This window comes from Aquabacterium sp. TM01, from assembly GCF_057808345.1.
On the sequence record NZ_AP046529.1, the window covers coordinates 2,615,062 to 2,637,019 of the forward strand.

The following is a 21,958-nucleotide window of genomic DNA, read 5'->3' on the forward strand; positions in this document are numbered from 1 at the left end:
GCAGGCCCTTAGCACTTGCACCTGTTGGCTCGGGACTGTGAGCGTCGGCTCATCAGGCGATTACGGTAATTACGATAGTTACCGTAATCGGTTGCTGCCGTCATCCCCGCTGATGAGCCTGCCCACACGTATGGCAGAACCACGTGCGCTGCCACTGGCGCTTCGCCGCGCTGTAAGCCTTAGCCTGGGCATGCCAGCCCTTCATCAGTAGCCAGCCCAGCGCGATGACTGCAATCCCGACCGCCGCTTGCTTCCAGTTGTAGATGAGCAGCGCCAAGAAGGACATGCCGACCCGGCAACCCCGCTCGAAAAGGTCGCACACCGTAGCAGCGTGATAGACCGTCGCTCCACCCAGCCCAAACGCGATGATGAACGGCATCGGTGACGGCGGTGCAGGCGGGGCGCAATGCTGAGCCAACACCGTGGACTGAGCGCCCTGGCTGCTGCCTTGAACGAACTGCCCATCTGAAGTGACCGCCGTGTGCGTTGCGTGAAACTCCTGTGTACCGCCCGCATGCACAACAGCCATCGGCTGAATGTGCGTGCTGCCGCAACTAGGGCATTGCATCGACATGCTCAGCCCTCCGAACCTTCGGTGTTGACTGTGCAGGTCAGCGTGGCTTCGCCGCCCTCCGTGCCCGCCGACAGCACGCCGACCTTGGTCAAACGGCCATAGGTCCTGCCATCCTTGCCCAGCTTCAGCGAGGCTGATTTCGCAAGCTGGCGGACCGTGAGGCCGGGCAGGTAGCTGCGGTAGGTTTGCTCACCCCCGTCACGTGACACCGCCACCTTGCGGACGCTGAACTCATAGACCTTGACGGGCTCGGCGAGCGTGACCGGCGTTACGCCTTGATCTGGATTCCATCCCGACTGCTTGAGCAGCGACTCAGCCAGTTCAAATCGTGGACCGATGGCCGTGCAGCTCAGCGCCTGTTCGAGCTGCGCCTTGGTCTTGGCGTCCACGGGCTGTGACGCTCCGTTGCTGGAGCCAGGAGGCACGGTTGGCTTGATGACCGCGTTGGCGTCATACCCTACCAACCAGAGATTGGTCGGTGCGCCCGGCTGCCATCCGGTGTCGAGCACCAGTTGCTGGATGAACCCCTGGAAGGCGAGCTGCTGCCGCTCGCTGATCGGCTGCCGGTCGGGGATGGCCAGCATGGGCGGCTTGGGGCCAACAGTGCGGACATTGCCGCTGTGCTCGACCGCCATCTGCTGCATGAAGAGGTGCAGGTTCGCGGCGTTGTTGACCGCGTACCCCACCGACTGTCCCCAGCACACAGAGAAGGCGGGCACAGCTTCGGACTTGGTCTTGCTCCACCAAATGGTGGCGGTGCCGATCCAGCAGTCACTGCGGGACCAGTCCGTGACGGTGACAGCCACGCGGGGGAAGTAGGTCTTGGGCGTTCCGTCGTAGGAGTGCTTGCTGAAGACGCCTGCCAGGGCTGTTGCACGGATGCCAGGAGCGCCGGGCGGCGCGCTTTGGTCTGGCTTTGCTTGATTGGTAACGACGGCTGGGCGAGTCTCGGTAGTAGTAGGCAGTGCCACGTTACCTTGGCTGACCTTCGACACGCCACCCAAGGAGAGGTGAACCTTGGTCGAACCGTCAGCCTGCGGCTGTGTCGTGACACAGCCGGTCACGGTCATCACAACGGCCAGCCCGGCCAGCATCCGAAAGCAGACTCCACTCATCCATCAGCTCCCTTGATCTCAAGTTGAGCTGATTATGAAGACTATATTCGACATTGTCGAATATAGTCCGTGGATTAAAGGTCTCATGACGCCCATGCTCGGCGTTGATGGGACGAGACTACGAGCAAGTGCGTCAGGACTTGGCGCGCAACATGAAAGACTTCCGGGGCAAGCGTGGCTTGTCGCAGGAGGCGCTCGCCCTCAGCGCGGATGTGGATCGCACCTACGTGAGTCAGATCGAGCGCGCCGTGGGCAACCCGTCCCTGCTGGTCCTGTGCAAGCTGGGCGCGATCCTGGAGACCGACGTGCTCGACCTTTTGGCGGAGCAGACCAAGTGAACACGGGTGAGGCCCCCCCCCACATGGGGATGCCCGAAAAAAATGTATACGGAGGTGACTACGGAATGAGCCGATCCGCAGTGAGCCCCAGTAAAAACGGCACTTCCGAGACCATCTTCCGCTTTAACGTCTGACCCAAGCGGGTGCGCGCACCCGCAGCTCGCCTGCCGCTACTTGCCTTGCCTCGTCAGCCCGTCATTGATGCCACCGTCCCAACGTCACCCGCCTGAACTTCTGTTGCTGCTGGCGAGCTGGGTGGTGGTGATCGTGTTCATGACGGTGTTCTGGACTCAGGCACAGTCCGGCGCCGAGCGCCAAACCCGGCTGGCAGAAGATCTGGCCAAGCACGGCATTGAGCAAACCTCTCATGCCCTGGCCCTGCAGACCGAGGCCATGCTGCACCAGCTGGACTATGTCTCGGAACACCTGATTGAGCACTGGCGCCATCAGGACGACGGCAGGTTCCGCAGGGCGGCCACGCTCGCGCAATCGATCCTGCCAAACGGCGCCATCCTCAATGTGGCCGTGACGGATGCCCAGGGGCAGATGGTCTTTTCAGTGCTGGACCTGAGCGGCCGCGGTGCCAACGGCAAGGTGTCCGTGGCCGACCGGGACTACTTCCAGGCACACTTTGCGAGCCCCCTGCCCCCCGCCCGCTTGTTCGTCAGCCGCCCAACGATGGGCCGCATCAGCAATGCCTCGGTGATTGTGCTGAGTCGCCCCATCGACCAAGAGGGGCAACGGCAGGGCGTCCTGATCATTTCGGTGTCGGCAAACTATCTCTCCAGTGCCCTGCAACAGGTCTACACCGACCCGCAAGATGCTGCGCTGATCGTTCGCCACGATGGCAGCTACGTCGCACGCTCACATCACATCGACAAAGTGCTGGGCCAATCGGTCCCCATCGACCGGGAGTTTCTCGTCCACCCCGAGCGCAGCCAAGGGGGATACCACACCATCGCCCCCGTTGATGGTGTGGATCGTTACTACGCATGGCATCGCTTGCGCAACTATCCCTTGGTTGTGAGCGTGGGCATCAGCAAGGCCAAGGCCCTGGCCCCGGTTGCGCTGGCGCAGCAGGAAACCTGGCGTCGCAGTCTCATCGGCAGCGTCTTGCTGGTCGCGATGATGCTGTTCGTCAGCCACTTGAGGTGGAAGGCAGCACGGCAGGCCAAGCAGCTGCGCATTGCGCACGAGCGCCTCCATGTCACGCTGCACTCGGCTCACAATGGCATGTGGTCGTGGCACGCCAGCGACCGCAAGGTCGTGTGGGACGATGACGGGCTGTCCAAGATGCTGCTCACTCCTGCGCCCTCTGGCGCGGCGGTCTCGCAAGACTGGTCGAGTTTCATCCACGCTCAAGATCTGCCGGTGTTGACACAGGCATGGCAAGACTACCTGCGGCAACCTCATGACGGCGCCTTCGCCGCGGAGATCCGGATGTGCTCGAACGCCGGACAAATGGTGTGGGTGTCGGTGCGAGCGCGAGTGGCCGAGCGCGATGCCTCGGGACAACCGCGTCTGGTCGTGGGCACCTACACCGACGTCACCGACCGGCGCCGGGCAGACGAATCGCTGCTGGTGGAGCGCAAACGCCTGGACGTGCTGCTGGAGCGCTTTCCCGGTGGGGTGCTGATCGAGGACGCTAACCACCGAGTGGTATTTTTGAACCGGGTCGCCATGGAATGGTTGGGGCTGTCTGCCCAGAGCCAGGAGTTGATCGGTTTGCCGCACGAACAATTGCTGGCGCTGCTGGGGCCGACAACGGCAGAGTGGCTGAGTGCCGCCCACCCCCAGGAACGCCGAGAAAGCGGCACCACCCTGGAGGTGGAGGGCCCGGCGGATCGGGTGCTGGAGATCAAGCGCATCGAGATCACCGACCACGACGAATCCCTCGGACGCGTCTGGTTGTTGCACGACATCACCGAGCGCAAACTCAAGGAGCGCAATCTCACCGCGCTGGCATCGACCGATCCGCTCACAGGATTGCCCAATCGACGGGCCTTCATGGCCTCGCTGAAACACACCCTGGAAGAGGCTCAGCGCAGCCCGACAGCGGGCTGTGCGGTGATGATGCTGGACATCGACTTCTTCAAGCGGGTCAACGACACCTATGGGCATCCGATCGGTGATGCGGTGTTGCAAGAAGTGGCCTCCCGTCTTCGCAACGGTCTGCGCCAAGGGGACATGGCGGGACGCCTGGGTGGCGAAGAGTTTGCGTTGGTGCTGGAAGAGATTTCACCCGACGACGCCCTCAGCAAGGCCAATGCCATCCGCGAGCGGATATCCGCCCAGCCCTTCCTCACAGCCGCGGGCGACATCCGGGTGACCGTGAGCATCGGTTTGGCCATGAACACGGATGGCTGGGATGCCGCCGAGGTGCTCAGCAACGCAGACCAGGCTCTGTATCAGGCCAAGCAGACCGGGCGCAACCAGGTGGTGCGCTGGCATGCCCAAGGATGAGCCATTCCGGGGCGCAAAGCCGGCCTCCAGGGCCAACACACTCAAAGCTGTAGACGCCCCCCTCCTCTGGTGCCTATGATGCCTGCACGACTGGCCCCGTTCGTGAAGTCCACAGGAGACCGTGATGAGCAAGCATCAGAATCCACGTGACACGCAGACCCCGCACACCGGCAAGGTGGTCAATGACACCAACAAGATGGGTGAACAAGACGCCACGCAGCTGAATCAGGGGCAACGAACCCCCGAAAGCCGCAGTGATCGGGAGTCTCACATGGGGGGCAACAACCAGTCGCAAAGCCGCCGTGGCAGCAAGGGTGGCCCGAATCCCTGAAGGGATCACTCGGGTGTACGCACACCGTGACACTACCGCTTTTCGCAACATGGCGGTTGCGTGAGGGGGCAGTCATCAGACCTGCCAGACCGGCGATGCTTGCTTGGGCAAGAAGGGTGCGTGCAACCCGCGTCCCCCTGTGCCGCCGAGCATCCCGGAATCCATGCAAGAACCTGAGTCATCGGCCACTGAAGGCGACCGGCTGCTCGCTTTGAAGGCGACCGGACTGCTCAATACGCAGCCCGAGGACAAGTTCGACCGCCTGACGCGTCTGGCCAGGGCGATGTTTGGCGTCAAGGTGGCGCTGGTGTCGGTGGTGGCGGACAACCGTCTGTGGTTGAAATCCCGCCAGGGTCCGGCCGACATCAATGGCACGTCCAGCGAAGTGTCCTTCACCGCGCAGGCGATCCTGCAGGCGGACATCCTGGAGGTGTCCGACGCCCGTCTGGACCCGCGCTTTCAGAACAGTCCCTTGGTCACCGGCTTCCCCCACGTTCGCTATTACGCGGGTGCGCCGTTGACGCTGGACGGGCACCGCATCGGCGCCCTGTGCATTCTGGATGACCAGCCCCGCCCCCCGCTGACCGACGCCCAACGTCAATCCTTGCGCGACCTGGCCGACTGTGTCGAGCAGGCCATTGGACACGTCGATCTGCATGAGCAAAGTCAGGCGCTGCAGTCGGCGCAGCGCCTGGGTGAGGTCGTGTCACGTGCTCAGTTGATGTTCATCCAGGAGTCGGGGCGGAAGAAGGCGTTTGACACGTTGCTCAACGAAATTCTGGCCCTGACCCACAGCGAGTATGGTTTTGTGGGAGAGGTCCGCTACGCCGCAAACGGTGAGCCTTATCTGAAGACCCACGCGATCACCAACATCGCCTGGGATGAGCCCTCCCGCGCTTTCTACGACGCGCACGCGCCCAAGGGAATGGCCTTCACCAATTTGAAGACGCTCTTTGGTGCGGCGTTGACCACGGGCGAAGTGGTGATTGCCAACGCTCCCGGCAGCGACGCTCGCCGGGGCGGCCTGCCACCCGGCCACCCGGCGCTGGACGCGTTCCTGGGCATTCCCATTCAGCACGGCGGCCAGATGTTGGCCATGCTGGGGCTGGCCAACCGCCCCGGTGGCTACGACCTGGCAGTGGTGACGTTTCTGCAACCCCTGCTGAGCACGATTGGCCAGCTGATCAGTGCCGCGCGCGCGCAGGAGGCCCATGAGCGCACCCTGATCGAGCTGGCCCGCCTGTCCCGCGTGGCCAGCGAGACGACCAACGGAGTGGTCATCACCGACCCCCACGGTTGCATCGAGTGGATCAACGACGGGTTCACACGCCTGTCGGGCTACACCTTGCCCGAACTGGTAGGCCAAAGCCCTGGCGACTTGTTGCAAGGTGAGCAGACGAACCCCGAGACCATCGCGCTGATGCGTGACGCGTTGAGCCGGGGCGAAGCCTTCACCGTGGACGTGGTGAACTACAGCAAGGACGGGCAACCGTACTGGGTACGCATCAGTTGCAACCCGCTGCGCGATGAAACCGGTGTGCTGCAGGGCTTCATTGCCATCGAGTCGGACATCACACGCGAGAAGAGTGACGCCGAGCGTTTGCAACACAACAAGCAGCGCCTGGCGGCGGTGATCGATGGCGCGCGCATTGGCACCTGGGAATGGAACATCCAGACGGGTGAGGCTGTGTTCAATGAGCGCTGGAGCAGCATGCTGGGCTACACCTTGGACGAGCTCTTGCCTCACAACGTCGATTGCTGGAAGCGGCTGATGCACCCGGACGATGTGCAGCAAGCCGAAGCCCTGTTGGCGCAGCATTTCTCGGGCCGACAAAGCGACTTCGAGATGCAATGCCGCATGCAGCACAAGGCTGGCCATTGGGTGTGGGTGAACACCCGTGGCCGTGTCACGACCTGGACGCCCGAGGGGCTGCCGTGTCTCATGTTTGGCACGCACATCGACATCAGTGCGCAGCAGCAGGCGCGGATCGCGCTGCAGGAGCAGGCCGACTACACGCAGGCGGTGCTGGACAACATCGTCGATGGCCTGATCACCATCGACCGGCGAGGGGGGATCGAGTCGTTCAACCCCGCAGCCGAGGAGATTTTTGGTTACGCCGCGCACGAAGTCATCGGCCAGAACGTCAAGATGCTGATGCCTTCGCCGCACCGTGAAGCGCACGACGGCTATTTGCGCGACTACGAAGACAATGGGCACTCCCGCATCATCGGCATGGGCCGTGAACTGCAAGGACGGCACAAGAGCGGCAACCTGTTCCCGATCGAATTGGCGGTGTCACAGGTCACACGCGGCGGCGCGCCGATGTTCGTGGGCCTGGTGCGCGACATCACCCGACGCAAGGCCGCCGAACAGGAAATCGAGCGCCTGGCGTTCTACGATCCGCTGACCAAGCTGCCCAACCGGCGGCTGCTGATGGATCGTCTGCAGCACGCCATGAGCACCAGCAAGCGCAACGGCCAGTACGGCGCCTTGCTGTTCATGGATCTGGACAATTTCAAGAACCTCAACGACACGGCCGGCCATGCGGTGGGCGACCAATTGTTGCAACAGGTGGCCGAGCGCCTGGTGAGCACCCTGCGCGAAGGCGACACGATTGCGCGCCTGGGTGGTGATGAGTTCGTGGTCATTTTGGAGGGCCTGCACGAGGACGCCGAACACGCGGCCACGCGGGCGGAGAGCGTGGTGGAGAAAATCCACGAGGTGCTGTCGCAGCGCTACCGACTGGGCGACCGCTACTACCTGAACAGCCCCAGCATTGGGGTGACCTTGTTCATCGACCATGAACACAGTCTGGACGACCTGCTGAAACAGGCAGACCTGGCGATGTACCAGGCCAAGAGCTCCGGGCGCAACACCTTCCGCTTCTTCGACCCCCAGATGCAGGCCAAACTGATGGCCCGCACCCAGATGGAGGCCGACCTGCGCATGGCCGTGAACGAGTCTCAGTTCCGGCTGTTCTATCAGCCCCAGGTAGACGCGGCCGGCCGCATCAATGGAGCCGAAGCCCTGATCCGCTGGCCGCATCCGCAGCGCGGCCTGGTGCCGCCCAACCTGTTCATTCCAGTGGCTGAGGACATGGGGCTGATCGTGCCGATCGGACTGTGGGTGCTGGAAACCGCCTGCCACGTGTTGCTGGACTGGGCGCGCGAGCCTGCCACGGCCGACCACACGCTGGCCATCAACATCAGCGCGCGGCAGTTCCGCCAGGCTGATTTCGTGGACCAGGTGAAGGCGGTGCTGGCACGCACCGGCGCACGTCCGGAGCGACTGAAGCTGGAGTTGACCGAGACCATGCTGGTGTCCAACGTGGATGACATCATCGCCAAGATGAGTGCACTCAAGGACATCGGGGTGAGCTTCTCGCTGGACGACTTCGGGACGGGCTATTCGTCCTTGTCCTACCTGAAGCGCTTGCCGCTGGACCAGCTCAAGATCGACCAAAGCTTTGTGCGCGAGATCTGCACCAGCCCGAATGACGCGGCCATTGCGCGCACGATCGTGGCGCTGGGGCACAGCATGGGGCTGAACGTGATTGCCGAGGGCGTGGAAACCGAAGCCCAGCGGGCGGAGTTGACGTCCATTGGTTGCCGTGCCTTCCAGGGCTATCTGTTCGGACGGCCCGCGCCCCTGGGTGAGTGGTCCACGCAACGGTGAGCCTGATCGGGCAGCTTGAGCGCGGACGAGCGTGCGTTTTGCACTTGTCTTTCCGGATATCTGCCTGATACTGCCAGCAGTGAACGTTTTACCGCGTGCGCCAATCCATGGCGCCGCAGAATCGACAGAGGATGAGCATGGACACCCCGCAGGCAACCGCCCCCCAGACATCGTCGCTGGCCTTGCGCAACACCCCGTCGCGCCAAGTGCGCCATGCCCCCCCGGGCCGCGAGTACCTCACCTTCCGGCTGGGCAGTGAAGAGTACGGCATCGACATCCTGAAGGTGCAGGAAATCCGCTCGTATGAGCCGCCCACCAAGATTGCCAATGCCCCGGCCTACCTCAAGGGCGTGGTGAACCTGCGCGGCGTGATCGTGCCCATCGTGGACCTGCGCATCAAGTTCAACTGCCTGAACGCCCAGGGCGAGGCCGAGATCAACAGCTTCACCGTGGTGATCGTGCTGAACGTGCGTGGCCGCGTGGTCGGCGCCGTGGTGGACTCGGTGAGCGATGTGATGCAGTTGAGCGAGCAGATGATCCAGCCCGCGCCCGAGATGAGCAACTCGATCGTGGACACGACCTACATCACGGGCATCGCCAATGTGAGCGACCGCCTGCTGATCCTGATGGACATCGAGTCGCTGATGGGCAGCGCCGAGATGGGCCTGATCAACAGCCTGAGCGCGACCTGATCGCGCAGGTTTGGGCCTGAACAATGAGCCGGCTGCATGCCGGCTTTTTCATGCCTGCACGGCGGCGGGCGGCAGGCTGAGGCCAGGGGGCATCGCCCCTGCCCTGCCCCCTCGCGTCATTCGGCTTGCCTCAGGGTGAGCGCCACGGGGCGCTGCACCACGCCGCGCAGGCTCCACCAGCCCGCCAGCCAGGCCAGCAAGGCCCCGGAGACCGCCCCCAGCAGCGGCCACCACAGGGGCGCCTGCCAGGCGAAATCGAACACCTTGGCAGCCAGCACGGCCCCAATGGCCAGAGCGGCGGCAGCCGACAGCGCGCCAGCCAGCGCCCCCACCCCCAGCAGCTCAATGCGCTGCACGCGTGCCAGCAGGTCTTGCGTGGCCCCCAGGGAGCGCAGGATCGCCCATTCGCGGGCGCGGCGCTCGCGCGAAGTCATCAGGCCCGCCATCAGCACGATCAGACCCGCGACCAGGGTGAAGATGAACAGGAACTCGACCGCCGTGATGACCTGGGCCAGCACGCGCTGGATCTGGTTGAGCGTGGCCGAGACGTCCACCACGGTGAGGTTGGGAAAGCGCTGGATCAGGGTGCGGTCGAGCTGGGATTGCTCGGGCATCCGGAAGGCGGTGATGTAGGTGGAGGGCCAGTCGGGCATGGCCTTGGACGGGGCCATCACGAAGAAGTTGACGCGCATGGACGCCCAGTCGACCTTGCGCAGGCTGGTGACGCGGCCTTCGTGCTGCACGCCGGCCATGTCAAAGCGCAGGCGGTCGCCCATCTTGAGCCCCAGGGTCTCGGCCAGGCCGGCCTCGACACTGAAGGCATCGGGCTCTTCGGCCTGGTAGCGACCGGCCACGATGGGGTTGTGCGCCGGGGCCTGGGCCGCGTAGCTGAGGTTGAACTCGCGCTCGACGAGGCGCTGGGCGCGCTCTTCGACGTAGTCTTGTGCGCGCACGGGCTGGCCGTTGATGCTGATCAGTCGCGCGCGCACCATGGGGTACCAGTCGTATTGCTTGACGCCGGCTTGCTTGAGCCTGGCCTGGAAGGCGTCCACCTGATCGGGCTGGATGTTGATGACGAAGCGGTTGGGGGAATCGGGCGGGGTCGCGGCGCGCCAGCTGGCCACCAGGTCGGTGCGGATGAGGATGAGCAGCATGAGCGCGAGCAGGCCCACGCCCAGGGCGCAGACCTGCACGATGGTGTGCCCGGGCTGCGCCGTGAGCTGGCGGGTGGCCAGGGTGAGCCAGGGCGGAAGGCGGCCCGCGAAGGCTTGGGCGGCGCGGCGCAGCACCCACACGGCCAACGCCGCGAAGACGGCAAACACCAGCATGGCCAGCACGAAACCGCCCAGGGCGATGGCCCCGAGCTTGAGGTCTTGCGCCACCACCATCAGCAGACCAAACAGAGCACCGATGCCGAGCACGGCCATGCCCAGGGACAGCACCCTCACCTGCCCCAAGTCGCGCCGCAGCACGCGCAGGGGCGGCACCCGGGCCAGTTGCAGCACGGGCGGCAGGCCAAAGCCCAGGGTGAGCAACACGCCCGTGCCCACGCCCAGCAAGACGGGCTGCCAGCCAGCATTCGGCAGGCTCACGTTGACCAGATCGGCCAGGATGTGGACGAAGACGTGGTGAAAGCCCCAGCCGAGCAGCAAGCCCAGCGCACTGGCCATCATCCCCACGAGCAGGAACTGCAAGGCATACGACCAGGCCATGGTCGTTTGCGACACGCCCAACACACGCATCAAGGCGCAGTCGTCAAGGCGGCGCTGGGCAAAGTCACGCGAGACGACGGCCACGGCCACGGCCGAGAGCAAGGCGGCCAGCAAGGCCACCAGGCGCAGGAACAAGGCGGCGCGGTCGAGCGTGGCACGCATTTCCGGTCGGCCCTGGTCCAGGGTCTCGACGCGCACGCCGCGCAGCTTCTCCACGGCCGGCTCGCTGTCGCGCACGAAGCGTTTCAGGGCCCCTTGCGCCGCGTTGTCCCCGGGGACAGCCCCTTTGAGGTCAGCTGGGGCACCCACATCACCCCGGCGCGCGGGGCCAGCCACCAGCAGGCGATAGGTGACGCGGCTGGCGGGCTGGATGAGTTCGGTGGCGGGCAGGTCCGACTCGCGGATCATCACGCGGGGCGAGAAGGAGCTGAAGCCCGAACCTCGGTCGGGCTCGTTGACGATGACGGCGCTGATGCGAAAGGACGCCTCGCCCAGCCAGATGGCATCGCCCATTTTGAGATTCAGGGCGGACAGCAGGCCGGGGTCAACCCAGGCCTCACCGGCGCGGGGGCCGTCAGCGGGGGCGGGGCCGCGGGACTGGACCGTGCCGTTGGCATCCAGCTCACCCAGGGTCAGCTGGCCACGCAGCGGGTAGCCCTCGCCCACGGCCTTGAGACTGGACAGGCGGGCCTCCCCCCCCAAGTCATCGGGCGCTCGGGCCATGCTGGGGAAACTGGCCGTGCGCGCAGTGCGCAACTGCTCGGCCTGGGCGCGGCGCACGAAGTCATCGGGCAAGGGCTGGTCACCCACCACCACCACGTCGCCCCCCAGCAACTGGGCCGCGTCGCGGCTGAGGCCGCGCTCGATGCGGTCGGCAAAGAAGGCCACAGCAGTGAGGGCCGCCACGGCCAGGGTCACGGCCACCAGCAGAACGCGCATGCTGGTGGCACGCAGGTCGCGACGGGTCTGGATCAGGGCCCATCGCCAGGCGGGAATGGTGTGCAAAAACGGATCAGCCATGTCGGTTTGTAGTCGGTCCCACGTGCAATTGAGCGATGATGTCAGCTTTAGCGGAAGTTTGCTCAAGCCATGCCCGTCGAGTACCTGCGGACCCTGACCGCGCCGGAACGCACCCGGCGCACCGATGTCCATCTGGGTCTGTTTCTGGCCTTCAATGCCGGCGCCATCAATGCGGGTGGCTTTCTGGCGGTCAGTCAGTACACCTCACACATGACCGGGCTGGTGTCCGAGATGGCCGACCATCTGGCGCTGGGGCAACTGGATCTGGTCAAGGGCGCACTGATCTCGGTGCTGTCGTTTCTGGCAGGCGCGGCCACCTCGGCCGTCATGATCAACTGGGCACGGCGGCGCCGCTCGCGTCACGAATTTTCGGCGCCGCTGTTGCTCGTGGCGATCCTGATGCTGGTGTTCGGCGTCCTGGGTGCCTATCACCGGGTGATCGGCTCCTCGCTGATCCTCACCGTGGTGCTGCTGTGCTTCATCATGGGGCTGCAAAACGCCATGATCACCAAGGTGTCGAACTCGGTGATCCGCACCACGCACGTGACCGGCATGGTGACCGACATCGGGATCGAACTGGGGCGCATGCTGTACTGGAACCGCACACCCGACAGCCCGGAGCACCCCGCTGTGCGGGCGAACCTGAAGCGCCTGCGGCTGCACCTGAGCCTGGTGCTGATGTTCTTTCTGGGCGGGCTGCTGGGCGCGCTGGGGTTCAAGCACCTGGGCTACATCGCCACGGTGCCCCCAGCCCTGTTGCTGGCTGCCCTGTCCTCCCTGCAGTTCATCCCTGATCGCAACGTGGACGCGCGCCCGGCCAAGCGTGCGCCCGTGACGGTGGACGAACAAGCCTGAGTCAGGTCAGAGGTCGGCCTGACTCAAGGCGGCAGCAACGCTGGATCAGGCCTGGGCGCTGAAACGGGCGAAGGTCTGGTCGAGCTGGGCGATCCAGCCGGCCTTGACGGTGTCGCTCACAAAGCTGGCCTCGAAGCTGTTGCGCGCCAGGGTGTAGGCGTCGTTGGCGTCCAGGTCCAGGTCGGCGAAGATGGCCAGGAAGTTCTGGTTCATGTAGCCGCCAAAATATGCCGGGTCGTCTGAGTTGATGGTGACCTTCAGGCCGTGCTGTAGCAGGGTCTTGAGGTTGTGTTCCTTCATGGTCTGGAACACGCACAGCTTGATGTTGGACAGCGGGCAGACGGTGAGTGCCGTGCCCTGGCGGGCCAGGCGCTTGACCAGTTCCGGGTCTTCGACGCAGCGCACGCCGTGGTCGATGCGCTCCACGTGCAGCACGTCCAGCGCGTTGATGATGTATTCGGGCGGGCCTTCTTCGCCGGCGTGGGCGACCAGGTGCAGGCCCAGCTCCTTGCAACGCGCAAAGACGCGGGCGAATTTTTCGGGCGGGTGGCCGCGCTCGCTGGAATCCAGGCCGACGCCGACGAACAGATCGCGGTAAGGCAGGGACTGCGCCAGCGTCTCCAGCGCGGCTTCTTCGCTGAGATGGCGCAGGAAGCACATGATCAGGGTCGCGCTGACGCCGAGTTCAGTGCGGGCGCGCTCACAGGCACTGTGCAGGCCCTTGATGACCACCTCGAAGGGCACGCCCCGGTCGGTGTGGGTCTGGGGGTCGAAAAACAGTTCGCTGTGGACGACGTTGTCGGCCTTGGCCTTGAGGAAGTAGGCCCAGGCCATGTCGTGAAAGTCCTGCTCTTTGAGCAAGACCGAGGCACCCGCGTAGTAGATGTCGAGGAAGCTTTGCAGGTCGGTGAAGGCGTAGGCAGCACGCAGGGCCTCGACACTGGGGTAGCTCAGCGTGACGCCGTTGCGCTGCGCCAAGGCGAAGATCAGTTCAGGCTCCAGCGAGCCTTCGATGTGCATGTGCAGTTCGGCCTTGGGCATGGCCTGCACCAAGGCGGGCAACTGGTCCTGGGAAATGGTGAAGGCGGGCTGGCTCATGGGAGTGTTGCGCTGTCGCGGCAAAATGAATCGAGAGAGAAGCGTCGAGCGAAAACGGTCGACGGAAAGGACAACAGGCCGTCCACGCGGGACAGCCTGTTATAGCGTGAGATGCGACCGTGTTCAACACGGCCGCTGGGGACTCACTTGCTGGAGGGCACCGAGCCTTCCACGCCCTTGACGTAGAAGTTGATGCCACCGAGGAACTTGTCGTCGGCCGTGGCGCCAGCGGCCAGCACTTCCTTGCCATCCGTGCCCACGATCGGCCCCTTCCAGATGGTGAAGCTGCCGTCCTTCAAACCAGCCTTGATGGTCTCGACCTTGGTCTTGACCTCGGCAGGCACGGCGTCAGACATCGCCACCAGGTCAATGGCGCCTTCCTTCACGCCCCACCACACGCCACCGGTGGACCAAGTGCCCTCCAGGGCGTCCTTGGTGGCCTTGATGTAGTACGGACCCCAGTTGATGACGGCCGAGGCCAGGTGGGCCTTGGGACCGAAGTGGCTCATGTTGGAGTCCCAACCGAAGGCGTACTTGCCCGCCTTCTCAGCCGTCTGCAGCACGGCGGCCGAGTCGGTGTTCTGGAACAGCACGTCAGCACCCTGGTTCAGCAGGCTTTGCGCGCCTTCGGTTTCCTTGGGAGGATCGAACCACGCGTTGACCCAGACCACCTTGGTCTTGATCTTGGGGTTGACGCTTTGGGCGCCCAGGGTGAAGGAGTTGATGTTGCGGATCACCTCGGGGATGGGGATGGAGCCAACCACACCCAAGGTGTTGGACTTGGTCATCGAGCCCGCGATCACGCCGGCCATGTAGGCGCCCTCGTAGGTACGGGCGTCATAGGTGCGCATGTTGGCGGCGGTCTTGTAGCCGGTGGCGTGCTCGAACTTGACCTCAGGGTGGTCGGCGGCGACCTTGAGCATGGGCTCCATGTAGCCGAAGGTGGTGCCGAACACCAGCTTGGCGCCCTGCCCCACCAGGTCACGGATCACGCGCTCGGCCTCGGGGCCCTCGGGCACCTTCTCGACGATGCTGGTCTTGACCTTGTCGCCGAATTCCTTCTCGACGGCCAGACGGCCTTCGTTGTGGGCGTAGGTCCAACCGGCATCGCCCACCGGGCCAACGTAGGCGAAGGCGATGTTCAAAGGCTCAGCCTTGACGACGCCAGAGGTCGCGCCGGAGGCGGCCTCGGTCGTGGCCTGAGGCTCGGTCTTGCTGCAGCCGACCAGCGCGGCGGTGGCGGCCAGGGCGGCCCAGCCGCCCATCTTCAACAGAGAACGCTTGGACAAAGGTGAAGTCATTTCATCTCCAGGTGTGAAAGCGGGTCGGACAGCGACCCAGACCAATGACAGTTTTGTATACAGCAATGATCATGCCGGGTGATGATGCCGTTTTAATGCCCCGGATGGAAGGGTTTGCCCAAAGAGGCCGGCATGTTCAGGCGGATCCAGGTCGGGTTGCGCGAGATCAGCACCAGCACGACGATGGTCGCGATATACGGCAGCATGGTCAGGAACTGACTGGGGATGGCCACGCCCTGCCCCTGCATCTGGAACTGCAACATGGTGACGCCGCCAAACAGGTAGGCTCCCAGCAGCACGCGCCCAGGGCGCCAGGTGGCGAAGGTGGTCAACGCCAGCGCGATCCAGCCTTTGCCGGCCACCATGCCCTCCACCCACATGGGCGTGTAAGACAAGGAGATGAAGGCGCCGGCCAGGCCGCACAGCGCGCCGCCGCCCATCACGGCCACCAGGCGGATCGGACGCACCGCGTAGCCCAGGGCATGCGCCGATTCGGGGGATTCGCCCACCGCACGCAGCACCAAGCCGGGGCGCGAACGCATCAGGAACCAGGTCAGGCCCACGGCCAGCAGCACTGCGATGTAGACCAGCGGGTGGTGCTTGAAGAAGGCGGTGCCCACAAACGGCAGGTCAGACAGCCAGGGGATGTCGAAATGCGGACGCTCGGGCAAACGCTCTTGCGTATAGCGGATGCCCACAAACGCGCTCAAGCCCGATCCAAACAGACTGAGCGCCAACCCGGTGGCGTACTGGTTGGTGTTGAGCCAGATGACCAACAGCCCGAACACGCCGGCCATGACAGCACCGGCCAAGGCACCGGCGCCAAAGGCCAGCCAGTCGTTGCCAGTGGCCACGCCGGTGGCGAAACCAGCAATCGCGGCCACGAGCATCATGCCCTCGGCCCCCAGGTTGAGCACGCCGGCGCGCTCGTTGAGCAAAAGCCCCAGGGCGGCCAGGGCCACCACGGTGCCCGCGTTGAGGGTGGCGGCGATCAGCAGCGCCAGCGAATCGGCTGTGATGAAGGAGGAGACTTCGGTCATTTGGCGTTCGCCCAGCGCAGACGTTGGTGGATGAAGGTGTCACACGCCAGCAGCGCGAACAGCAACAGGCCCTGGAAGACGCCCGTCATGGCCTTGGGCAGGCCCAGGCGCGATTGCGCCAGCTCGCCGCCGATGAAGAACATGCTCATCAGGATGGCCGAGAAGACGATGCCGACCGGATGCAAGCGCCCCACAAAAGCGACGATGATGGCCGCAAAGCCGTAGCCCAGCGGCACATACGGTGTGAGCTGGCCTTGCGGGCCGGCCACGTCCAGCGCACCGGCCAGGCCGGCCATGCCGCCGGACAGCAGCAGCGCCGTCCACAGCGCCTTGCGCGACGAGAAGCCGGCGTAGCGCGCAGCCTGCGGTGCCAGACCGCCCACCTGCAACTGGAAGCCCGCGTAGGTGCGGAACAGGAAGATGGCAAAGCCCACCACCGCCACCAGGGCCAGGATGAGGCCGATGTTCATGCGCAGCCCGGTCATCAGCTTGGGCACGCGCGTGGCCTCCAGGAAGGTGATGGTTTGCGGGAAGTTGTAGCCGGCCGGGTCCTTCCAAGGGCCGTAGACGAGGTAGCTCAGCAGCATCTCGGCCACATAGACCAGCATCAGGCTGACGAGGATTTCATTGGCATGAAAGCGGTCGCGCAGGGCGGCCACGATGCCAGCCCAGACCATGCCGCCGAGCATGCCAGCGGCCAGCACGGCCACCACAATCCAGCGGCCGGTGTCAGGCGTGGCCTGCATGGCGACCCCACCGGCAAAGATGGCGCCCATGACGAACTGGCCCTCGGCGCCGATGTTCCACAGGTTGGCGCGAAAGCACGCGGCCAGCCCCAGGCCGATCAGGATCAGCGGCGTGGCCTTCAGGCTGAGCTCAGACAAGGCGTAGGAGCTCTTGAGCGGTTCGACGAAGAACATGCGCAGGCCGGCCCCCGGATCTTTGCCCAGGGCCACGAACAGGCACACGCCGATCACGACTGTGATGAACAGCGCGATGAGCGGCGAGGCGAAGGTCAGCGCCTTCGAAGGAACGGGCCGAGGCTCAAGCTTGAACATGGGCGCCCTCCCTATTCACGGCGGCGGGAGCGTCCCACAGGCCACTCATCCAGGCACCGATCTGTTCGATGGTGGCCTCGGCCACCGGGAGGCTGGGCGACAGGCGGCCTTGCGCCATCACCATCAGGCGGTCACTGACTTCAAACAATTCGTCCAACTCCTCGCTGACGACCAGCACGGCACAGCCGGCATCGCGCAGCTTCAACAACTCGCCCCGGATTTGGGCGGCGGCGCCCACGTCCACCCCCCAGGTGGGCTGTGAGACCAGCAGCACTTTGGGCTCGGCTTCGATTTCGCGGCCCATGATGAATTTCTGCAAGTTGCCGCCCGACAGGCTGCGGGCCGGCGCATGAGGCCCGGCGGCCTTGACCTTGAAGCGCTCGATCAGTTCCGACGCCATGCCGACCACGCCGTTCATGCGCAGCCAGCCTCCGGGGCCGATGGCATCGGTGCGGGTCAGCAAGGTGTTCTGGGCCAGCGACATGGTGGGCACGGCGCCCCGGCCCAGGCGCTCTTCGGGCACGCTGTTGAGCCCCAGGTGGCGACGGTGCCGCGGCGACATCCGGCTGATGTCCTTGCCAAACAGAAAAATACTGCGCGGCTGAGCCCGCAGGTCTTCGCCACTGAGCGCGGCCATCAAGGCCTGCTGCCCGTTGCCCGACACGCCGGCAATGCCGAGGATTTCACCCGCGCGCAGCTCGAAGGCCAGCGCCTTCAGGTCCACGCCGAACGGGTCGTTGCGCGGCACGCTGAGCTGACGCACCGACAAGGCCACCTCGCCCAGCACGGGCGCGGCACGCTGCAGCTCAGGCGGCTCGGCACCGATCATCAGGCGCGAGAGGCTGGCGTTGCTCTCTTTCGTCGGGTCGACCTCGCCGGTGACCTTGCCACCGCGCATCACGGTGCAGTGGTGGCACAGAGCACGGATCTCATCGAGCTTGTGGCTGATGTAGAGGATGGCGCAGCCCTTCTCGGCCAGGTGGCGCAGGGTCACGAACAGGCGGGTGACGGCCTGGGGCGTGAGCACGGAGGTGGGCTCGTCCAGGATCAGTAACTCGGGGTTGGTCATCAGGGCGCGCACGATTTCGACGCGCTGGCGCTCGCCCACGCTGAGGTCGTGCACGGTGCGGGTGGGGTCGATCTCCAGGCCATATTCGCCTGCCACTTCGCGGATGCGGGTGGTGACCTCGGCCAGGCTCATGGACTTGTCCAGCCCCAGCCAAACGTTTTCGGCCACCGAGAGGGTGTCGAACAGCGAGAAGTGCTGGAACACCATGCTGATGCCCAAGGCGCGCGCCTCTTGCGGCGACTTGATGTGCACCTCGCGGCCGTTGAACAGAATCTCGCCCTCGTCGGGCTTGACGGCGCCGAAGATGATCTTCATCAGCGTGGATTTGCCCGCGCCGTTTTCGCCCAGCACGGCGTGGATCTCGCCGGGACGCACTTTCAGGCTCACCGCATCGTTGGCGCGCACGCCCGGGTACTGCTTGGTGATGCCCCTCAGTTCAAGTCGGTAGCTCATGCGGGTTCAGCGTCAGAGATGGAAGGGCCAGAAAACGGATCAAAGCCAGACGAAAGCGGAGATTGGAACACCGTTTGCCCCCGGATCAGGGTTTTCACCAGGTTCCGCTCGTCACCCAGGGTCATCCAGACGAAGGCGCGTTCGTGCAAGGCGGCCTGCCAAGGTGCATGCGAGTCGCGTGCCAGGCGGTCGCGGTGTTCGGCCACGGGGCCATGGGCCCAGTCCCACACAGTGAGGTCGGCCATGTGGCCGGGCTCGATCTGGCCGATTTCGTGAGCGAGGCCCAGGGCCTGCGCGGCGCCCAAGGTGGCGGCGTGCAGGGCCTTCCAGGCCGTCAGGCGGTTGCCCAGCATCGCCTGGATCTTGTAGGCGTCCTGCATGTTGCGCAGCATGGACAGGCTGGTGCCCCCGCCCACGTCGCTGGCCAAACTCACGGCCACGCCTTCGCGCTGCGCCTGGGCCCAGTCGAACAGGCCGCTGCCCAGGAAGAGGTTGGACGAGGGGCTGTGTGCGATCTGGGCGCCACGTTCGCGCAAAACTGCGCGGTCGTTGGCGTCCAGCCAGATGCCGTGGGCGAGCACCGCACGCGGGCCGAGCAGGCCGTCGCGGTCGTACACGTCCAGATAGCTGCGGGCATCCGGGAACAGTTCGGCCACCCAGCGGATCTCGTCCTGGTTCTCGGCCACGTGGGTCTGCATGTAGGTGCCGGGATAGGTCTGACACAACAGGCCGGCCATGGCCAGTTGCGCGGGCGTGCTGGTGGGCGCAAAGCGCACGGTGATGGCGAAGGCCTGGCGGCCCTGGTCGTGCCAGCGATCGATCAGGTCGATGCAGTCGCGCTCGGCCTGGGCCACGTCGTCGCGCAGGCCGTCGGGGGCGTGGCGGTCCATCAGCACCTTGCCGGTGATGAGGCGCATGCCTTGTGCATGGGCGGCCTCGAACAAGGCCTGTGCACTGACTTTGTGCACGGTGGGGAACACGACCGCGCTGGTGGTGCCGTGCGCCCACAGGGCCGACAGGAAACGCTGCGCGCCCAGGCGGGACACCTCGGGGTCGGCATAGCGCTTCTCGGCCGGGAAGGTGTAGGTGTTGAGCCAGTCCAGCAAGGCCGTGCCAAAACTGGCGATCACGTCCAGTTGCGGGCAGTGCACATGGGTGTCGATGAAGCCGGGCATCAGCAGGCGGCCACCGTGGTCTTCCTGGGGAACGGCGAGCCAGCCTGCGGACAAGGGCTGGTCGGCCGGCTGCACGGTGTGGATGCGGCCGTCTTCGATGAGGACCAGGTGATCCGGGCGCCAGCGCACCCCGGTGGCCTCGTGAGGCAAGGCAAAGCCGGGGTCGGCCGTGAAGTCGAGCAGGTCCGCCCGCAGCACACGTCGCGTAGATGCGTCTGCAGCGCAGGCTTCACTTGTCATCGACACAGGATCAGGGGCGTTCATAAAGGAGGACAAAAGATCATCGAACCGGTGACCATCAGGGATGGTAGAGCATGCACAAGCAGCGATCGGGCCAGCTTTGCCGTAATGGTGTCAAAGAATCGCCGCCAAGCCCGGCACGCCGCTTGCATCTCATCCTCGTCATAATGAGTTTGAACAAGAAGGAGACCGTTGATGAGCGCCCCTGCCGAGCCCCGGCCCTCCCGCCCCATTCGCTTCGTTCACCGAGGCGAAGTGAAGGAGGTCAGCGGCCTGCCCGCCACCACCACGGTGTTGCAGTGGCTGCGTGAAGCGGCGCACTGCACCGGCACCAAGGAGGGCTGTGCCGAGGGGGACTGTGGCGCCTGCACCGTGGTGCTGGGCGAGCGCGACCCTGCCAGCGGCGCCTGGCAACAGCGCACGGTGAATGCCTGCATCCAGTTCCTGCCCACGCTGGACGGACAGGCCTTGCTGACGGTGGAGGACCTGCAAGCCCGCGCTGAGGCGCCCTTGCACCCGTGTCAGCAGGCCATGGTGGATTGCCATGGTTCGCAGTGCGGCTTCTGCACACCAGGCTTCGTGATGTCGCTGTGGAACCTGTACGAGCACCATGAGCAGGCGCCTCCACGTGCGGACCTGGCCGATGCGCTGGCGGGCAACCTGTGCCGCTGCACAGGGTATCGGCCGATTCTGGATGCGGGGGAGCAGATGTTCGATGCGCCACGTGTCGCCTTTGATCCGTCGGTGTACCTGCAAGCCCTGGCCACCCTGGCCGATCAACCCGATCTGGTTTACGAAGGCCCGGACTTGGCCGCACTCGGCCAGACCACCCGTTTCTTTGCCCCCACCACGCTGGCCGAGTTGGCCCGGCTGCGAGCGGCCCTGCCCGATGCTCGCGTGCTGGCGGGTGGCACCGACGTCGCCTTGTGGGTGAACAAGCAGTTCAAGTCGCTGGGTGACATCCTGTATGTGGGGCGCGTGCGCGAGTTGCAGCAAATCACACCCTGGGGCACCGACCCTGTACAGCCTGAGGGGCTGGAGATCGGCGCGGGGGTGTCGCTGGAGGAAGCGTGGTCCACTTTGAGCAGCCATGTGCCCGCGCTGCGCGAAATCTGGCTGCGCTTTGCCTCGCCGCCCGTGCGCCATGCTGGCACGCTGGGCGGCAATGTGGCCAACGGCTCCCCCATTGGCGATGGCGCCCCCATCTTGCTGGCCCTGGGCGCCTCGCTGGTGCTGCGTCAGGGTGAGCAGATCCGCGAGCTGCCACTGAGCGCGTTTTACCTGGGCTACATGCACAACGCGCTGCAGCCGGGCGAGTTCGTGCAGGCTCTGCGGGTACCGCTGCCTCGGGCTTCGCAGGGTGAGGTGTTGCGCGCCTACAAGGTGTCCAAACGGCGTGACAGCGACATCTCGGCCCTGTGTGCGGGGCTGATGATCCGCCTGGAAGATGGCCTCATTGCCGAGGCGCGACTGGGCTGGGGCGGCATGGCAGCGACGGCACGGCGAGCAGCGCTGACCGAAGCGGCCCTCATCGGCCAGCCCTGGACCGAGTCCACGCTGCAAGCCGCCCAAGTCGCCCTGGCGCTGGACTTCCAGCCGATGACCGATCTGCGCGCCACCCGCGACTACCGCCACACCGTGGCGGCGAATTTGCTGAAGCGTTTCTGGATGGAGACCCGTCCGGATGCGCCCCTGCCATCGACCCAGACCCAGATCTGGCCGGCACCTGTGTGACAAGGAGGGCTTTT

At 65.1% G+C, this 21,958-nt stretch carries 16 protein-coding genes; 7 read left to right on the forward strand and 9 right to left on the reverse strand.

Annotated features, from left to right (window positions below; all coding sequences use genetic code 11):
* Nucleotides 1-100: 100 nt before the first annotated feature.
* Together AC3WW4_RS11975 and AC3WW4_RS11980 are read right to left on the reverse strand one after the other, a co-directional pair.
* Nucleotides 101-574, reverse strand: a complete 474-nt coding sequence (locus tag AC3WW4_RS11975) for a hypothetical protein (RefSeq protein ID WP_488828677.1) — start codon at nucleotides 572-574, stop codon at nucleotides 101-103.
* Nucleotides 575-576: 2 nt separating this feature from the next.
* Nucleotides 577-1,689 (reverse strand): hypothetical protein, encoded by a 1,113-nt coding sequence (locus AC3WW4_RS11980; protein ID WP_488828678.1) that lies wholly within the window; start codon nucleotides 1,687-1,689, stop codon nucleotides 577-579.
* Between the two features lie 107 nt (nucleotides 1,690-1,796).
* Between AC3WW4_RS11980 and AC3WW4_RS11985 the strand changes: the two genes are divergently transcribed.
* The 5 genes from AC3WW4_RS11985 (at nucleotide 1,797) to AC3WW4_RS12005 (ending at nucleotide 9,189) form a co-directional block, all read left to right on the forward strand.
* Nucleotides 1,797-2,027, forward strand: a complete 231-nt coding sequence (locus AC3WW4_RS11985) for a helix-turn-helix domain-containing protein (RefSeq protein ID WP_103524200.1) — start codon at nucleotides 1,797-1,799, stop codon at nucleotides 2,025-2,027.
* A gap of 201 nt (nucleotides 2,028-2,228) precedes the next feature.
* Entirely contained in the window at nucleotides 2,229-4,490 is a 2,262-nt protein-coding gene (locus AC3WW4_RS11990; RefSeq protein ID WP_488828681.1) for a diguanylate cyclase, read from the forward strand.
* Nucleotides 4,491-4,614: 124 nt separating this feature from the next.
* Complete coding sequence (locus AC3WW4_RS11995) at nucleotides 4,615-4,821, forward strand: hypothetical protein (protein ID WP_488828683.1); 207 nt, start codon at nucleotides 4,615-4,617, stop codon at nucleotides 4,819-4,821.
* A 163-nt stretch (nucleotides 4,822-4,984) separates the two neighbouring features.
* Complete coding sequence (locus AC3WW4_RS12000) at nucleotides 4,985-8,497, forward strand: EAL domain-containing protein (RefSeq protein ID WP_488828685.1); 3,513 nt, start codon at nucleotides 4,985-4,987, stop codon at nucleotides 8,495-8,497.
* A 131-nt stretch (nucleotides 8,498-8,628) separates the two neighbouring features.
* Entirely contained in the window at nucleotides 8,629-9,189 is a 561-nt protein-coding gene (locus tag AC3WW4_RS12005; protein ID WP_488828687.1) for a chemotaxis protein CheW, read from the forward strand.
* Nucleotides 9,190-9,305: 116 nt separating this feature from the next.
* On the opposite strand, the gene AC3WW4_RS12010 is transcribed toward AC3WW4_RS12005, so the two are convergent.
* Nucleotides 9,306-11,921 carry an ABC transporter permease gene (locus tag AC3WW4_RS12010; RefSeq protein WP_488828689.1) on the reverse strand — a complete coding sequence of 872 codons (2,616 nt, stop codon included), beginning with the start codon at nucleotides 11,919-11,921 and terminating at the stop codon, nucleotides 9,306-9,308.
* 69 nt (nucleotides 11,922-11,990) lie between these two features.
* On the opposite strand from AC3WW4_RS12010, the gene AC3WW4_RS12015 reads away from it, so the two are divergent.
* Nucleotides 11,991-12,776, forward strand: coding sequence for a YoaK family protein (locus AC3WW4_RS12015; protein WP_488828691.1), 786 nt, complete (start codon nucleotides 11,991-11,993; stop codon nucleotides 12,774-12,776).
* Nucleotides 12,777-12,821: 45 nt separating this feature from the next.
* On the opposite strand, the gene AC3WW4_RS12020 is transcribed toward AC3WW4_RS12015, so the two are convergent.
* The 6 genes from AC3WW4_RS12020 to guaD form a co-directional block, all read right to left on the reverse strand.
* On the reverse strand, nucleotides 12,822-13,874 hold the full coding sequence (locus AC3WW4_RS12020; protein WP_488828693.1) for an adenosine deaminase: 1,053 nt from the start codon (nucleotides 13,872-13,874) through the stop codon (nucleotides 12,822-12,824).
* Between the two features lie 143 nt (nucleotides 13,875-14,017).
* On the reverse strand, nucleotides 14,018-15,175 hold the full coding sequence (locus AC3WW4_RS12025; RefSeq protein WP_488828695.1) for a BMP family ABC transporter substrate-binding protein: 1,158 nt from the start codon (nucleotides 15,173-15,175) through the stop codon (nucleotides 14,018-14,020).
* Nucleotides 15,176-15,267: 92 nt separating this feature from the next.
* The gene (locus AC3WW4_RS12030; RefSeq protein ID WP_488828697.1) at nucleotides 15,268-16,215 is read right to left on the reverse strand and encodes an ABC transporter permease; all 948 of its coding nucleotides are present in this window, start codon (nucleotides 16,213-16,215) and stop codon (nucleotides 15,268-15,270) included.
* Entirely contained in the window at nucleotides 16,212-17,273 is a 1,062-nt protein-coding gene (locus AC3WW4_RS12035; protein ID WP_488828699.1) for an ABC transporter permease, read from the reverse strand. Before AC3WW4_RS12035 ends, AC3WW4_RS12030 begins: the two co-directional genes overlap by 4 nt.
* Entirely contained in the window at nucleotides 17,260-18,795 is a 1,536-nt protein-coding gene (locus tag AC3WW4_RS12040) for an ABC transporter ATP-binding protein (RefSeq protein WP_488828701.1), read from the reverse strand. Before AC3WW4_RS12040 ends, AC3WW4_RS12035 begins: the two co-directional genes overlap by 14 nt.
* Nucleotides 18,792-20,210 (reverse strand): guanine deaminase, encoded by a 1,419-nt coding sequence (guaD, locus tag AC3WW4_RS12045; protein WP_488828703.1) that lies wholly within the window; start codon nucleotides 20,208-20,210, stop codon nucleotides 18,792-18,794. Before guaD ends, AC3WW4_RS12040 begins: the two co-directional genes overlap by 4 nt.
* Before the next feature lie 195 nt (nucleotides 20,211-20,405).
* Here guaD and xdhA point away from each other — a divergent pair, with 195 nt between their 5' ends.
* A complete protein-coding gene (xdhA, locus tag AC3WW4_RS12050) occupies nucleotides 20,406-21,944 on the forward strand; it encodes a xanthine dehydrogenase small subunit (RefSeq protein WP_488828705.1) in 1,539 nt (512 codons plus the stop codon).
* The last annotated feature ends 14 nt before the right edge of the window (nucleotides 21,945-21,958 follow it).

Coding starts and splice junctions, on each gene's coding strand:
- AC3WW4_RS11975 (WP_488828677.1), bottom strand. CDS start 574: ATGTCGATGCAATGCCCTAGTTGCGGCAGCACGCACATTCAGCCGATG.
- AC3WW4_RS11980 (WP_488828678.1), bottom strand. CDS start 1,689: ATGAGTGGAGTCTGCTTTCGGATGCTGGCCGGGCTGGCCGTTGTGATG.
- AC3WW4_RS11985 (WP_103524200.1), top strand. CDS start 1,797: ATGGGACGAGACTACGAGCAAGTGCGTCAGGACTTGGCGCGCAACATG.
- AC3WW4_RS11990 (WP_488828681.1), top strand. CDS start 2,229: ATGCCACCGTCCCAACGTCACCCGCCTGAACTTCTGTTGCTGCTGGCG.
- AC3WW4_RS11995 (WP_488828683.1), top strand. CDS start 4,615: ATGAGCAAGCATCAGAATCCACGTGACACGCAGACCCCGCACACCGGC.
- AC3WW4_RS12000 (WP_488828685.1), top strand. CDS start 4,985: ATGCAAGAACCTGAGTCATCGGCCACTGAAGGCGACCGGCTGCTCGCT.
- AC3WW4_RS12005 (WP_488828687.1), top strand. CDS start 8,629: ATGAGCATGGACACCCCGCAGGCAACCGCCCCCCAGACATCGTCGCTG.
- AC3WW4_RS12010 (WP_488828689.1), bottom strand. CDS start 11,921: ATGGCTGATCCGTTTTTGCACACCATTCCCGCCTGGCGATGGGCCCTG.
- AC3WW4_RS12015 (WP_488828691.1), top strand. CDS start 11,991: ATGCCCGTCGAGTACCTGCGGACCCTGACCGCGCCGGAACGCACCCGG.
- AC3WW4_RS12020 (WP_488828693.1), bottom strand. CDS start 13,874: ATGAGCCAGCCCGCCTTCACCATTTCCCAGGACCAGTTGCCCGCCTTG.
- AC3WW4_RS12025 (WP_488828695.1), bottom strand. CDS start 15,175: ATGACTTCACCTTTGTCCAAGCGTTCTCTGTTGAAGATGGGCGGCTGG.
- AC3WW4_RS12030 (WP_488828697.1), bottom strand. CDS start 16,215: ATGACCGAAGTCTCCTCCTTCATCACAGCCGATTCGCTGGCGCTGCTG.
- AC3WW4_RS12035 (WP_488828699.1), bottom strand. CDS start 17,273: ATGTTCAAGCTTGAGCCTCGGCCCGTTCCTTCGAAGGCGCTGACCTTC.
- AC3WW4_RS12040 (WP_488828701.1), bottom strand. CDS start 18,795: ATGAGCTACCGACTTGAACTGAGGGGCATCACCAAGCAGTACCCGGGC.
- guaD (WP_488828703.1), bottom strand. CDS start 20,210: ATGACAAGTGAAGCCTGCGCTGCAGACGCATCTACGCGACGTGTGCTG.
- xdhA (WP_488828705.1), top strand. CDS start 20,406: ATGAGCGCCCCTGCCGAGCCCCGGCCCTCCCGCCCCATTCGCTTCGTT.